This window comes from Tenacibaculum sp. A30 (assembly GCF_051200845.1).
GTDB lineage: Bacteria > Bacteroidota > Bacteroidia > Flavobacteriales > Flavobacteriaceae > Polaribacter.
Genome location: NZ_CP195160.1, coordinates 2,398,016 through 2,412,620, shown reverse-complemented (window position 1 = coordinate 2,412,620; position 14,605 = coordinate 2,398,016). Strand labels below are relative to the sequence as shown.

The window sequence follows — 14,605 nt, the reverse complement described above, 5'->3', positions numbered from 1 at the left end:
TATGAGTGAAATTTGTATCGAGAAAAAATTGATTTTTAAATTAGTTCTCGATACGATTTTTCGTACCTCAAAATCACTCGAACTGACAATCTATACTGTTTTTTGTTTCAAAATACACATCAGATTAATTCTTCAATAGTTGTGCCTTTAGTTTGCACAACCTACTTGAATACCTTTTTGTTGCAACTATTTGGCAAAGATAGTTTATTTTGAAAGAGAAAACTTGTAGATAATTGTCCCTCCTTGAACTGAAGGAGCATTTCCATCAGCATTCCATTTCGTTCTTAAAGCTGCTTTTTTTGCCGCTTCGTATAAACATGAAGCTGAATTTGTAGTCCCTTTAGCTCCAGGGATTGCTTTTGTTACTTTTCCATTTCTATCAACCTCGATGCTTACCACTACTGTCCCTTCTTCTTGACAATCGGGTTTTTCAATAGGTTTTGATAAGGCTTTTCTTCCTGCTAAATTATAATTTCCACCAGAGCCACTACCTGAATTTCCGTAATATTTATCTGAATTGGGATCTCCGCTTTCGTTTCCTTTTACCCCTGCTTGCTTATCATCTCCTTCACCAGTGTTCGCCCCATCTTTAGATGTTCCGTTTAATAAACTATTTAACGCATCGGTAGTTTCTTTAGATGGTTTTGGTTGCTCTTTAGGCTTTTCTTCTTTCGGAGTTTCCTTTACAGGTTCTTTCTTTACTTCTTTTTTTTCAACTACAGAAACTTCTTCAGCCGTGTCATTTGTAATAATTTCTTCTTTGATAGGCTCTTCTGGCGTTTCTTCTACTTGTTCTTCAACCACTTCTTCTTGCTGAGGAGTTGCTTCTGTCTTCGTTTTTTCAACAGGGTCACCGCTTCCCACATCAGAATTCCCGAAATTGATTGCCAATCCGTATTCAATAGGCGGATCTAAATACTTCATTCCGTAGTTGAATATTCCGATTAACAACAGTATCAGGATAATGGTGGTAATAACCGCCGACTTGCGTTTATGTTGGGTATTTAAAACTGTCATTTATTTGCCTTTTACAGCCAAAATCATTTTTAACTTGTTTCTGTTCGCGATATCAATTACTTGCATTACGTTTTTGTACTGCACGTTTTGATCGCCACGAATTACCACTGTTTTCTTTTTATCAGCCCCTACTTTGTTCAGTAATTCTCGCTCTAAATTTGCATTACTCACCTTGGTTTTATCAATATAAAAAGAAGCATCATTTGTAATGGTTACTGCTACCGAAGTTTGATTTTCAGTTTTTCCTCCTGCTTTAGGCAACAAGACATCAATCGCACTCACGGTAACCAATGTTGATGTTAGCATAAAAAAGATCAATAACAAAAAAACAATATCAGTCATTGATGACATATTGAAATTTGGATTGACTTTATTTCTTCCTCTTAAATTCATTCGAATGTAGTTTAAAAAGTTAAAAGTTGAAAAGTCTAAAAGTTACTTTGCTTCTTTCGTACTTTGTGACTTTTATACTTAATTATACTGGCTCATTTAATAAATCTAAAAACTCAACCGACTTCGCTTCCATTTGGTACACTACTTTATCGGTACGAACTACTAAATGGTTGTATGCGATATAAGCGATAATCCCTACAATTAACCCAGCAACCGTCGTTGTCATAGCCGTATACAATCCGTCTGATAACATTTTAATATCTATTTGTCCACCTGAGTTTGCTATCTCATGAATGGCAACAATCATTCCAATTACGGTTCCTAAAAACCCAATCATTGGCGCAGCTCCTGCGATGGTTGCTAATACTGAAACATTTCTTTCTAGCTTATAAACCTCTAATTTACCTGCATTTTCTATTGCTGTATTAATATCTTCCAAAGGTTTTCCTATTCTAGAAATCCCTTTTCCTATTAATCTAGCTGTTGGGGTAACCGTATTATCACAAAGTGATTTTGCGCTATCTATTCTTCCGTTGGTTACATGGTCTCTAATTTGATCCATGAAATTTACATCTACTTTAGAAGCTTCTTTGATGGCAAAAAAACGTTCAAAATAAATATATAACGCCACTGCTAACAACACAAATAACAACGCAATAATAATTTGCCCACCTATACCGCCATCCATAATTAAATTATAGATTGATAAGGTTTTTTCTTGAGGAACTTCCTCTACCAACTCCTGAGTTTCTTGAAATAATAGCATGAATACTAAATTAGGGTTTATGTAATGTTTTCGCTAAATAATTAACGATTTGTTTTGTTTAAAATTGTTTGATGTAAAAAGTCTTCCTTATTATTTACATTAAAGGAAGACTTTTATTTTTTATTGTGCTTGTTTGCTAAAAACAGCTGTGTAACTCTTGTAAAAACTGTTCGTTTTACACTAGTTCTTTCAACGCAATTTCAAAAGCAGTTTCGCTTATTTGAGTTTTTGCTGCGCTTCTAGCATGTGTTCTTTGTAACGCTTTTTTAATGGTATTTGACGTATCTTCAAAAATAGCTTGATCTGTCATTTCTACTCTACGCTCCATGAAATACGCAAATACTCTTGCCATACCACAGTTAGAAATGAAATCTGGAATTAAACTTACTTTTTTATCTGTATCTTCCATAATTGATCCGAAGAAAATTTCTTTATCTGCAAACGGAACATTCGCACCACATGAAATAACCTCTAAACCAGAACCGATCATTTTGTTAACTTGTTCTTGTGTAACCAATCTTGAAGCTGCACAAGGTGCAAAAATTTCACAAGGTAAATTCCACACTCGCTCGTTCATTTCTTCAAACGGAATCATGTTTTCAGATACTAAGGTATTACCATCTTTGTTTAAGAATAATTCTTGAATTTCTTCAAAAGAAAATCCTTCTTCTTTGATAACTCCACCCACACGGTCGATAATTCCCACTACTTTAGCTCCCATTTGCGCTAAATAGTAAGCAGCAGCAGAACCTACGTTACCAAAACCTTGAACTACAGCACGCTTTCCTACTACAGTTCCTCCATAAATATCATAGTAATGACGTACTGCTTCAGCAACACCGTAGCCTGTGATCATATCAGCTACCGTATATTTTCTAATAATATCTGGTGATAAGTTTTTATCTTCTAATACTTTTATTACTCCGTTACGTAACTGACCAATACGGTTAATTTTATCAGCCTCTGTTGGTTTGAAGTGTCCGTTAAAAACTCCCTCCTGAGGATGCCAAACACCACTATCTTCTGTAATTGGAATTACTTCGTGAATTTCATCAACGTTTAAGTCACCTCCTGTTCCGTAGTAATTTTTTAATAACGGAGCCACCGCTTTGTACCAACGCTCTAAAACACCTTTTTTACGAGGATCTTGTGGATCAAAATTAATTCCTGATTTTGCTCCTCCAATGGCTGGTCCTGACACGGTAAACTTTACTTCCATCGTTTTAGCTAGTGACATTACTTCATATTTATCTAATCCTTTACGCATACGTGTACCACCACCAGCAGCACCTCCTCTTAATGAATTAATAACTGTCCATCCTTCTGCCTCAGTTTCAGGGTCTTTCCAATTAAATACTATTTCTGGTTGCTTTTCTTCGTATTGCTTTAATAATTCTTTCATTGTTTAATGTTATAATAGATGATTTTCAACTTTATCTGTTTCTTTTTCTTGCTTAAAAATTGAGTTGTGATTTTTCCCCTTTGGGGAAGCTAAAGTTGATTCATTTTACTATAGTTTTAATGTGTAGTTGTTTCCGAACAAATTTATCATAAAAAACAATATTCCTCAAAATACTTTACATTATTTCTTCGGATAAAAAACTTTACCAGAAGAATGATCTTTTTTTGCTCCAGTTACTGATTGTAAACAATTTACTTTGTTTTGAACTTTTAACAGCCCCAATAATGCAAAAATGAGCGCTTCTTTATAATTGATGAATTCTTTATCTGCTTGTTTGATTTTTGTTTTTGCATAAAACTCAATCCTACTCATTAAAAAAGTATTAAAAGCTCCTCCGCCTGTTACCAAAATAGCAGCTTCATCCTCTACAACATTCCCTACTTGTAGAGCTGTATGCTCAATAAAAGTTCTTAAAATTGTAGGAATGTCCGTTTCGTATTCATCTATTAAAGGGAAAATGTTTTTCTGAACCCACTCTAATCCCAATGACTTCGGAGGTGTTTCTTGATAAAAAGAAAGTAAATTTAGTTGCTCTAATAATTCGGTGTTGATTTTTCCTTCGGAAGCTATTCTTCCTTCATCATCATATTCCAGTCCTATTGTACGTGTGTAATGATTCAACACAATATTTACAGGGCAAATATCAAAAGCAATTCTTTGATTCTCCTTCTCATAGGAAATATTGGCAAAACCTCCTAAGTTTAAACAATAGTCATAATCAGCAAACAACAAGCTATCTCCAATCGGTACCAAAGGCGCACCTTGTCCTCCTAATTGTACATCTTGTGTTCTAAAATCGCATACTACTTTCTGCTGAGTATTATTGGCTATAACCTGTCCATTTCCTATTTGCAGCGTAATTCCGTTTTCAGGTTGATGTAAAATGGTATGTCCGTGCGATGCTATGAAGTCTACATTATTAATAGCATTCTTCTTAAGAAAATCATTTAATACTTTCCCTAATAATTCACCATAAGCACTATCTACTAATTTCAATTCTTCATTACTATAGGCTACTGCTTCTTGTAGTTTCGTTTTCCATTCTTTGGAATATGGTATGGTTTCCGCTTTTAAAATTTCAAAATCTTTGTATGAAGAAGCGTGCATTTTTATATACGCCAAATCAATTCCGTCTAGCGAAGTTCCCGACATCAATCCGATGCAGTAAATATATTTTTCTTGCATAAAGTAAAAATAGCAACTCTATTGAAAATTTGCTATTAAAAAAGTATCTTTGAGCACAATTTTTACGAATAATTTAATAAAACATAAAAACATAATGGATTTTAATCTTACAGAAGAGCATTTAATGATTCGTGATGCTGCACGTGATTTTGCTCAAACCGAATTATTGCCTGGAGTTATAGAAAGAGATGAGAAACAACAATTCCCAGACGAGTTAGTACGTAAAATGGGAGAGTTAGGTTTTATGGGAGTAATGGTAGATCCTAAATACGGAGGAAGCGGAATGGACGCGGTTTCTTACGTGTTAATTATGGAAGAATTATCTAAAATAGATGCTTCTGCTTCAGTAATGGTTTCTGTAAACAATTCATTAGTATGTTATGGTTTAGAAGCTTATGGTACTGAAGAACAAAAACAAAAATATTTAACAAAATTAGCTACTGGTGAGCAAATAGGAGCTTTTTGTTTAAGTGAGCCAGAAGCAGGTTCTGATGCTACTTCTCAAGCAACTACTGCTGAAGACAAAGGAGATTACTATTTATTAAACGGTACTAAAAACTGGATCACTAACGGTGGACGTGCAGATACTTATTTAGTAATTGCTCAAACTGATAGAGCTAAAGGTCATAGAGGAATTAATGCTTTTATCGTTGAAAAAGGTATGGAAGGTTTCCACATTGGGCCAAAAGAAGATAAATTAGGTATTCGTGGTTCTGATACACACACGTTACAATTTAACGATGTAAAAGTTCCTAAAGAAAACCGTATTGGTGAAGACGGATTCGGATTTAAGTTTGCAATGAAAACATTATCTGGAGGACGTATTGGTATTGCGGCTCAAGCTTTAGGTATTGCTTCTGGAGCATACGAATTAGCTTTAAAATATTCTAAAGAGCGTAAAGCTTTCGGAACTGAAATTTGTAACCACCAAGCTATCGCTTTCAAATTAGCTGATATGTATACTGAAATTGCTGCTGCTCGTCATTTAGTAATGGCTGCTGCTTGTAAGAAAGATGCTGGTGAAAACTACGACCGTGAAGGTGCTATGGCTAAATTATACGCTTCTAAAGTAGCAATGGAACAAACTGTTGAGGCTGTTCAAATTCATGGAGGTAACGGTTTCGTAAAAGAATACCATGTAGAGCGTTTAATGCGTGATGCTAAAATTACTCAAATTTATGAAGGAACTTCAGAAATTCAGAAAATTGTAATTTCAAGAAGTTTAATTAGAGACTAATTCTACTCTAAAATATAGTAAAAAATAAAGCTTGTCGATCGACAAGCTTTATTTTTTGAATTCTACTTTATGCAAATGTAACCCTGAAGCTGGCGCGATAGTTTTCATAAAATCAATATTACTATTCTCTGGGCTCAAACTTTTTTTGATAAACTCCAAATCATAATTTCCTTTACCTAATTCTGCTAAGGCTCCCATAATCAAACGTATTTGATTTCGTAAAAATCCGCTTCCTCTGATAATTAAAACATAACTTTTCTCGGGAAAAAAAGAAGCTGTTAACTCAATGTTTTCTTCAATCTTACAAACATCAATTTCTCTTTCAACTTTTGTTTCAGGTGACGGTTTTGTACAGTAATGTTTAAAATTATGATACCCTTGAAACAATTGAGCTCCCTGCTTCATTAATTCTACATCCAACTCTTCTAAATACCCTGTTAAGAAAGCTGCGCAATAAGGATGGTTCTTTTCTCCATAAGAAAAATAATATCGATACTCTTTTGTTTTTGGATGTTGGATAATATTAAATGATTCATCGTGCAACTGCTCAACTGCTACTACACGAATATCAGAAGGAGAATTTCGATTGAAATCTTCCATAAAAAAAGGTTCATCTAATTTTTCGTCAATAAACAACTGAAAATAATAATCGGTTGATGATACTTTGGCATCTGTTCTCCCAACTCCTACTGATTTACAACGAATTCCTTTACACACGAACTTTAATGTTTTATCAACAAAAAAGTGAACTGTTTTTAAATTTGGTTGCTTTTGCCAACCGTGTAAACGAAATCCTAAATATTGAAATCGGACTAAATAAGCATATTTATAATTCATTCTGAATTTTATTCATTTTGAGTTGTAAAATCACAACAAGTTGTTTTTTACTTGGCAAAACTACAGCTTTTAACAAGATAAATATGATAGCATTTATATAAAAATTTTGGACTATATCAGAGGAATTAACAATGATACTTTGGTCCCTTCAGGTTGATTTTTTGCGTACAAATCTGTAAAAACAATCGTTGATCTACTTTTATAATTTTTAGCAAAATGTTGCAAGCGTTCTTCAGTTAGTTTTATTCCAACAGATGAACGTTGATGGATTTTTTTCTCTTTAATTTCTCTTGATCTCACTCTGCCAATTCCGTTATCTACAATATCTATTTGTACTTGATTCTCGTTTACTTTAAAAACCTGTGCGGTTAGTTTCCGATTCCCTTTTTTTAATGCGAGTCCGTGCCAAATCGCATTTTCAATAAACGGTTGGGTTATTAAAGGCGGAACTTTTATCATTCTTAAATTCAGTGCTTCATCTACACTTAACGAAAAATCTACTGTATTATCAAGTCTTGTATTTTCTATGCTCATGTATAACTCTAAAATCTCCAATTCTTCTTGTAAAGAAGATTCTGTATCTATAGTGCTCGCTAAAATTTTTCGAATCAGCTTTGAAAATTTATTGAGGTAAAAAACGGCTTCTACTTTATCGTTATCAATAATGTATCGTTTGATAGAATTTAACGAATTGAAAATAAAATGCGGATTCATTTGGTTGCGCAATGTTGCTACTTTTAATTCTGCCAACTCTTTATCGTATTGCATTTTAACCGCTTCTAACTTTTTAAGTTCTGTTTGTTTACTCAGCGCTTCAATATCTAATTCTAACTTTTTTTGACCCTCTTTTCGCAATTCTTCATTTTCTGCATACTGCTGAATTAATTGTCTTTGCGATTCGTTTCGTTCTTCTAAAATTAGCTTTTGTTTGTGCCCTAATCCCAATGAAAAAATGATGTTTTCTAGAATAAATCCTATATATAAAATACTATACGCAGGTTCTACATTTTCTCCAGTTCTATTTAAATATAAGTAGTAAGACAATGATGAAACTGATGTTATGAAAAGTACCATAGATCCGCCAATCATATAATACTTTAACACACTTTTCGATTTAAAAAAAGGAATGTACATAATGATTCCTAAAACTGTCATCATCACCGTAAAATAGAAGTATCCTGAGAATAATATATTCCTATTTCCTGTAATTATAAAAACTAAGAGTTTAAGCACACAATACACTATGATTACATACAGTCCGTTAAAACTCCATTTATACCAAAGAGGTTGCTCCTTTTTTATCTCTAAAAATTTAAAAGCAAAGAAAACATACATTATATAGTAGGTTTCTGTAAAAATTTCAGGAAACTTAATTACTTCTTCTACTGGTTTAAAAAAGTGGTATAAAAACACCTCTCTAAGCCATTGTAATTGTGATAAAAAAATAAAAAATGTATAGCCCCCGTACAAAAGGTAGAGCTTGTCTTTATGCTGAAAATACAGTAAAAAGTGATAAACTGTTAAAATAAAAAGTATCCCTAAAGTAAATATTAAAAAACCATTTTGATGCGGCTGATTAAAAAAATATGTTAACGAAGAAGTTTCCAAAGTAAATTAGGAATTTAATATCTGTAACAATTCGTTCTTTTTTGCTCTTGAAACAGGAATTGATACTCCATTCGATAATACCAAATAAGGTCCGTCATTTTTCACATACTCTTTTACGTAATATAAATTAACTAAATACGAATTATGTACTCTAAAAAATGAATCGTCTGTTTGCGCTTCAATCTCTTTTAACTTTTTAGAAAGTAACTCCATCCTGTCTTCGTTAAAATGCATTTCTGTATAGCTTCCTTCAGACTTACAGTATATAATATCTTTAAAATCAACAAAAATGGTTTTTCCTAAAACTGGCATTGCTAAACGTGCGAACTTTTTTTCAGGTATGTATGATTTTATAATATTTTTTAACTGATTACCTAGTGTATTTCCTTGTTGGTTTTGACGCACTCTATTTACTGCCTTAAGCAAGTCTTCTGAATCTATCGGTTTTAGTAAATAGTCTACCGCATGTTCTTTAAAAGCTTTTATTGCATAATTATCGTATGCTGAAGTAATGATCAAGTCAAAATCTCTAAAAGTTAATCTTTCTAACAACTGAAAACCATCCATCTCTGGCATTTCAATATCTAAAAAAACACAATCGGGTTTTAGATAGTTAATCCCGGATATTGCTTCTAAAGGATTGGTAAATGTGTCACATATTTCTATATCACTACAAAAGCTTTCTATTTCCCATTTTAAGTTTTTAACGGCATTAAATTCATCGTCTATAATAATTGCTCGAATCATACCTTACATCGTTTCCTTAAATATACTTATAAAAATTCAGTATAACATAACCACTTCATTTTTAGTGTATTTCACTTTATAAAATCAACAAAAACCCTTCTAATTTGAAAACTTCATCTTGTAACTTTGCAAAAACGATTTATAAGTTTTAGCATACAAAGTATGTATTGATTGAAACAAACTATAAATAAACCTCTTAACAACTTAACTATTAATCTTACTTTTAAGCTGCACGTAGTTAAATAGTTTCTTTTGAAATTATACTCCTTTTAACTTCACCCTTTTGCATTTATGTTTATTACTACAAATAAACATCATCCCTCTTTTACTCCTCCAAATAGTAATAACTAAAAACAGATACTATGAAAACAACGTTTTTATTCTTAATCATGGTTATAGCTTCACACATAGGCTATTCTCAAATATTTTTTGATGATGTTTCAGAGGAAACAATGGGGGATTTCCCCAGTAAATGGGATGTAATTACAGGTATGGCAACTGTTGAGGCAATTGAAGGTTTTAATACTATAAGTTTACTACATGGTAGTATTATTAAACCCGTGGTTAACAACCAAACCAACAATTATATTAATGGTGATTTTACCATAGAGTTTGATGCTTTTTTTGGTAAAACAAGTTCTATATACGGTCAACGTATTATTGTTAGGTTATGGAACGGAAAATACAGCCATAAACAAGGTACTATTTGTTATAATCCTTTTGTTATAAAACGAAATGGAATATCTACTAGTTGGTTACAACCCGAATCAGGTAAAGCCGAGAACTTTTTTAAAGATCTACATACATTAGAACCTATTTGGCGTCATGTTAAAATAGCATGTAAAAACAGTAACCTCAAAATATTTTTAGACAATAAATTAATTTTAAACTTACCTCGATTTAAAATGCAACCTACCATGGTTTCTATTGGTGGGGCTATTAATGATTCTAAATACGATGCTAAAGTAGGGATTGCTAATTTTAGAATAACAAGTATTAAAAACAACTCTTCTAATCTTAGCGGTTCAAAAATTATCTTAATTGTAGACAACAATACAAATAAAATACAAAATATTGAGCTTTTTGAAACGATGCAGAACCCAGAAATAGTTAAAAAGAAATATCCTAATAGTTCCTTTTACAAAGGAATGCTCTACGGAAATTACTCTTTAGTTCCTACAAATAATACTGTATTAGCTTTTGATATTAAAAATAGTTATATACCTGGAGATCAATTCATCCCCGGTGACCAGTTTATTCCTAGTGATCAGTTTATCCCGGGCGATCAGTTTATTCCAGGAGATCAATTCATCTCTGGTGATCAGTTTGATATAAGAATTACTAAAACAAAAATTAAAGAAAATAAAAACGGAATAGTTGTTTTAAAAACCATAAAAAAACTAAAACCATGAAAACAAAACACATAATATTAACCTTACTTTTTTTAAGTATGAGTTATACAGCAGAAGCCCAATTTTTTAAAAAATTAAAAAAGAAAGCTCAAGAAGCAGCAGAAAAAACCATTTTAAAAAAAACAGATGAAGTCGTTACCAAAAAAACAGAGCAGGTTATAGACAGTGCTACAACTAGTAATCCTTCGAAAAAAAACAAAGGAAAAGAAGGTGCTATGCAGCAAAAAATGTCAAAAATGTTTGGTGGCGGACTTGATGCTGTTCCTGATACCTATAAATTCTCATACCTGTGTACTATGAAGGTTGATACGGATAAAAAAGAAACAGACATGAAATATTGGTTGGAACCAAACAAAGCATATTTTGGAAATTCTATGACTGATGGAAAACAAAATAATATTACAGTAATGGACATGAAAAACAAACTCATGGTACTATTTAGTGACAACGGAGAACAAAAAACAGCAATGAATTTACCAATGAATTATGGCATGATGGCCAAATACACTAAAAAGCTAAACCAAAAAGCTGATGTAAAAAATAGTGATGTTAAAATAACTTCTATACCCAGCAAAACAATTTTAGGCTATTTCTGTAAAGGATTTCAAATAACCTCAAAAGAAGGAGTGACAAGAATTTGGATTACTGATGAAACTCCAGTAGGCTTTTTAGGAGGAATAAGTGGCATGGGTAAAGCAGCAAATAGTATTTTACCTCTTGGTGAAAATACGATGCTAATGGAAATGAATCATACTTCTAAAAAAGACAAAAAGGGCGCTTTTAGTATGGTTTGTACAGATATTAAACAACAAAACCTAGTTATTAACAAAAGTGAATACAAAGCTCAAGGTTTTTCTAACAACTAAAAATCGTGTGTCATGAAAAAAATTAGCGACATCATAATTATTCTATTGCTGTTTTGCAGCTCATTACAAGCACAAGAACTAAGTGATATATTGAATGCAGCCAAAGATGCTTTTGGAGAAGCAAAAGACGCAGGAAAAGAACAGGCAGATACGGACGCTGAATGGGGAAATACCATGAAAGAAATAAACAAAAAAATTGAAGATCGGAAGTTTAAAAACTTAATGGGAAATTTTTCTGAAGCTTTAAATAAATTCTCTAACGAATCTAAAACAGGAAAATGCTTACAAATAATGGGAGCATATGCAGAAATGTTGGCTTACTGTGATTTAAAGGCAGAAACTGAAACTGATCCGTGCAAAAAGAAAGATTGGTTAGGAATAGAATCCATGGTGCTCTTTGCTGGTACTGCAATTAATTACTGCCCGCAAGAATTTTATGGGTTATCTGCCGATGGTGATAAAGATGATGGAGTTTCTAAACAATATGAGATAAAAATTAGGAACTACTTTTTTGGAAATCAAACTTTATATGACGACTCTATAGTTTTGGGTGAAAACCAAATAGAGCTTTTCGAATTAGGCAATAGAGCAAAAAACATGTATAATGACGCCTTAGCTAAATTTTTAAAAGATAAAGGTAAGAGAAGTTATTCAGATCTTGACCCAAAAGATAAAGAGACATTTAATTTATGGTTAAAGAAACTACAATTTGATTTCAGTGAAACCGTAAAACATGAACTTCCTCATATGGTATTATATTATAAATTCAAGTTTGCTAATGAACAATTAGAGTTAAATAACTTGGCAAATTCTGAAGCAGGGCAACCTATAGTAAACTTTGTCGGCAAAATGTTCACTCCAGAGTTTCTAGTAAAAAAAACACTTGAAATAGCAAATGAAAACGGAAAGCTTAAATGCATATCTAAATAACAACTATACAAATGAAACCACAAAAAACATATTTTATCATACTGTACTTATTCTTTATTTGGTCATGCAATACCGATAAAAAAGAAAACAAAGAAATTCTTCAAGAAACTGTAAAAGCAGTAAAGAAAGCACCTAAGACTAATGATTTTAGAGAACGTTTAAAAGCTACAGAGCCCGCCACTGAAGCACAACTTAAAAACTGGTTGCCTGAAAACTTGGGTGATTTTAAAAGAGAAACATTTACAACAAGTCGTATTTCACAAGACAATATCGCTTCCGCAGGCGCTATTTACAAAAACGATGAAAATCATAAACTAGAAATTTCCATAGTCGACGGAGCAAGTAAAGACGGTTTATTAGCTATAAACACTCATTATATGGCTCAAAACATAAAAATTAATAGCAAAAAAGCATCTGGCTACGAAAAAACCTATGAACGAAACGGATTAAAAGTTTAAGAAACTTATGTAAAAAAAGATAACTTTTACAGAGTGTTATTTTTATATGATATGCGTTTTGGTATAACTGTAGAAAGTTATGGCTTAAGTAATGATGAGCTTTGGGAACTTATTAAAAGTTTAGACAACAGTAAACTTAACGAGCTCTAAGTAGCACAAAAAACAAACACGTATATTTAGGTATCAATTAACTAATAATAAACAAACATGTTAACAACAAAAAAACTCCTAAGTACATTTGCAATAGTACTGCTATTTTCTATCGTATTTAGTAACTGTAAAACCGAAAAAAAAGATGCAAGTAGTGATTTAAAGACAGAAACAAAAGTCGAAAGTGATTATTTCGAGGTAATAACCCAAAACATGGATTTTCAATCGGTAGACACACTTAAATCTGGCTGGAATAATTTAAGGTATAAAAACTTATCCAACGAAGTACATTTCATTTTGATGGATAAACTCCCTTCAGACTCTATTAATAAAAATGATATAAACCACGAATTACTACCTCCTTTTAGTGATGGTATGAAATATCTTATGGAAGGAAAAGCTGATAGTGCAATGGCTGCTTTTGGAAGTGTCCCAACATGGTTTCATGAAGTTAAAAGATACGGAGGCACAGGCTTAATATCTCCTATGAAAGTAACCAACACTACCATAAACTTAGTCCCTGGTAAATACATGATGGAGTGTTACGTTAAAATGGCTAACGGAGAATGGCACACCTCTCATGGTATGTGGAAGTTTATTACCGTCATAGATCAACCTACAAATATTACACCTCCAGAAGCAAATCTAACATTGACAATTTCTAGTACAGAAGGATACAAATTAACAGGTGAACCTAGTATAGGAAAAAATGTTTTTAAAGTAAATTTTATTGATCAAGTACCTTATGAGCATTTTTCTGGGCATGATGTTAACCTAATCAAATATGAAGAAGGTGCGAACGTAGATGCTTTAATAGAATGGTTAAACTGGATGAATCCTGATGGATTACGTACACCAACTCCCCAAGGGTTTAGTTTTATAGGTGGAATAAATAATTGTGAAGCTGGAGAAACAGGATATTTTGAAGCCGAACTTAAAGCTGGTAATTACATACTTGTTTCAGAAACACCAAAAGCAGATGAGAAAAAGCTCATGCATACTTTTACTTTAGAACAATATCAGCATTCAACTCAATAATAATACTTTATATATTCAAAATAAGTAAAAAAGAAGCCCACAAAATATTGAGGGCTTTCTTATTGGTATAAAATAAAAAACCTCATTACTGTATTAGGTTAGTTTTCTAGGGTTTTCTTTCATAGCTATTCTAAAGTTACCTTTAATAGAATTCTCTATTACGGATATGCTATGATATTCTAAAAAAAAGTGCAAAAAAAAACCTCAATCTAGTAAAAGATTGAGGTTTGTTAAAGAAAGGCAACGACCTACTCTCCCACCAGTGGCAGTACCATCGGCGCTAATGGGCTTAACTTCTCTGTTCGGAATGGTAAGAGGTGAGCCCCATTGCGATAATCACCTTAAATCGTTGCTATTAGCCTGTAGCTCTTAGCTTTTGGCTTATAGCGCAGCTTCGCTGCAAATAAGTTAACATATTAGTAAAATCATATCATAAATCTTTCAAAGAGTTCTGCGCCCCTCTAGTTATCCTCCCCCTTCGGGGGAGCTAGAGGGGGCT

14 protein-coding genes and 1 rRNA gene are annotated in these 14,605 nt (G+C 32.6%); 6 read left to right on the top strand and 9 right to left on the bottom strand.

The genetic code is table 11. The features are described 5' to 3' along the window. Positions 1-204: 204 nt before the first annotated feature. From ACR9ES_RS11605 to ACR9ES_RS11585, 5 genes are all read right to left on the bottom strand, one after another. Positions 205-1,017 carry an energy transducer TonB family protein gene (locus ACR9ES_RS11605; protein WP_435254316.1) on the bottom strand — a complete coding sequence of 271 codons (813 nt, stop codon included), beginning with the start codon at positions 1,015-1,017 and terminating at the stop codon, positions 205-207. Continuing rightward, positions 1,018-1,410 (bottom strand): ExbD/TolR family protein, encoded by a 393-nt coding sequence (locus tag ACR9ES_RS11600; protein ID WP_435254315.1) that lies wholly within the window; start codon positions 1,408-1,410, stop codon positions 1,018-1,020. A gap of 82 nt (positions 1,411-1,492) precedes the next feature. Beyond that, positions 1,493-2,176: a MotA/TolQ/ExbB proton channel family protein gene (locus ACR9ES_RS11595; RefSeq protein ID WP_298999759.1), complete on the bottom strand. Its 684-nt coding sequence runs from the start codon at positions 2,174-2,176 to the stop codon at positions 1,493-1,495. Between the two features lie 175 nt (positions 2,177-2,351). Beyond that, positions 2,352-3,578 (bottom strand): Glu/Leu/Phe/Val dehydrogenase dimerization domain-containing protein, encoded by a 1,227-nt coding sequence (locus ACR9ES_RS11590; RefSeq protein WP_435254314.1) that lies wholly within the window; start codon positions 3,576-3,578, stop codon positions 2,352-2,354. 180 nt (positions 3,579-3,758) lie between these two features. After that, on the bottom strand, positions 3,759-4,823 hold the full coding sequence (locus ACR9ES_RS11585; protein WP_435254313.1) for an anhydro-N-acetylmuramic acid kinase: 1,065 nt from the start codon (positions 4,821-4,823) through the stop codon (positions 3,759-3,761). Between the two features lie 94 nt (positions 4,824-4,917). Between ACR9ES_RS11585 and ACR9ES_RS11580 the strand changes: the two genes are divergently transcribed. After that, positions 4,918-6,060, top strand: coding sequence for an acyl-CoA dehydrogenase (locus ACR9ES_RS11580; RefSeq protein ID WP_435254312.1), 1,143 nt, complete (start codon positions 4,918-4,920; stop codon positions 6,058-6,060). 48 nt (positions 6,061-6,108) lie between these two features. Here ACR9ES_RS11580 and ACR9ES_RS11575 read toward each other — a convergent pair whose 3' ends face one another. The 3 genes from ACR9ES_RS11575 to ACR9ES_RS11565 form a co-directional block, all read right to left on the bottom strand. After that, positions 6,109-6,897: a tRNA pseudouridine(38-40) synthase TruA gene (locus ACR9ES_RS11575; protein WP_435254311.1), complete on the bottom strand. Its 789-nt coding sequence runs from the start codon at positions 6,895-6,897 to the stop codon at positions 6,109-6,111. A gap of 111 nt (positions 6,898-7,008) precedes the next feature. Continuing rightward, positions 7,009-8,505 (bottom strand): sensor histidine kinase, encoded by a 1,497-nt coding sequence (locus tag ACR9ES_RS11570; RefSeq protein ID WP_435254310.1) that lies wholly within the window; start codon positions 8,503-8,505, stop codon positions 7,009-7,011. A 6-nt stretch (positions 8,506-8,511) separates the two neighbouring features. Continuing rightward, positions 8,512-9,252 carry a LytR/AlgR family response regulator transcription factor gene (locus tag ACR9ES_RS11565; RefSeq protein WP_435254309.1) on the bottom strand — a complete coding sequence of 247 codons (741 nt, stop codon included), beginning with the start codon at positions 9,250-9,252 and terminating at the stop codon, positions 8,512-8,514. Between the two features lie 362 nt (positions 9,253-9,614). Here ACR9ES_RS11565 and ACR9ES_RS11560 point away from each other — a divergent pair, with 362 nt between their 5' ends. The 5 genes from ACR9ES_RS11560 to ACR9ES_RS11540 all read left to right on the top strand — a co-directional run bounded on the left by ACR9ES_RS11560 (position 9,615) and on the right by ACR9ES_RS11540 (position 14,106). Then, positions 9,615-10,664: a hypothetical protein gene (locus ACR9ES_RS11560; RefSeq protein WP_435254308.1), complete on the top strand. Its 1,050-nt coding sequence runs from the start codon at positions 9,615-9,617 to the stop codon at positions 10,662-10,664. Continuing rightward, positions 10,661-11,530, top strand: a complete 870-nt coding sequence (locus tag ACR9ES_RS11555; protein WP_435254307.1) for a DUF4412 domain-containing protein — start codon at positions 10,661-10,663, stop codon at positions 11,528-11,530. Before ACR9ES_RS11560 ends, ACR9ES_RS11555 begins: the two co-directional genes overlap by 4 nt. 12 nt (positions 11,531-11,542) lie before the next feature. Further along, the gene (locus ACR9ES_RS11550) at positions 11,543-12,460 is read left to right on the top strand and encodes a hypothetical protein (protein ID WP_435254306.1); all 918 of its coding nucleotides are present in this window, start codon (positions 11,543-11,545) and stop codon (positions 12,458-12,460) included. Between the two features lie 11 nt (positions 12,461-12,471). Continuing rightward, positions 12,472-12,918, top strand: coding sequence for a hypothetical protein (locus ACR9ES_RS11545; RefSeq protein ID WP_435254305.1), 447 nt, complete (start codon positions 12,472-12,474; stop codon positions 12,916-12,918). Positions 12,919-13,125: 207 nt separating this feature from the next. After that, positions 13,126-14,106, top strand: coding sequence for a hypothetical protein (locus ACR9ES_RS11540; RefSeq protein WP_435254304.1), 981 nt, complete (start codon positions 13,126-13,128; stop codon positions 14,104-14,106). A gap of 235 nt (positions 14,107-14,341) precedes the next feature. Here the strand turns inward: ACR9ES_RS11540 and rrf are convergent. Then, positions 14,342-14,450 (bottom strand): 5S ribosomal RNA (gene rrf, locus ACR9ES_RS11535). Positions 14,451-14,605: the final 155 nt, after the last annotated feature.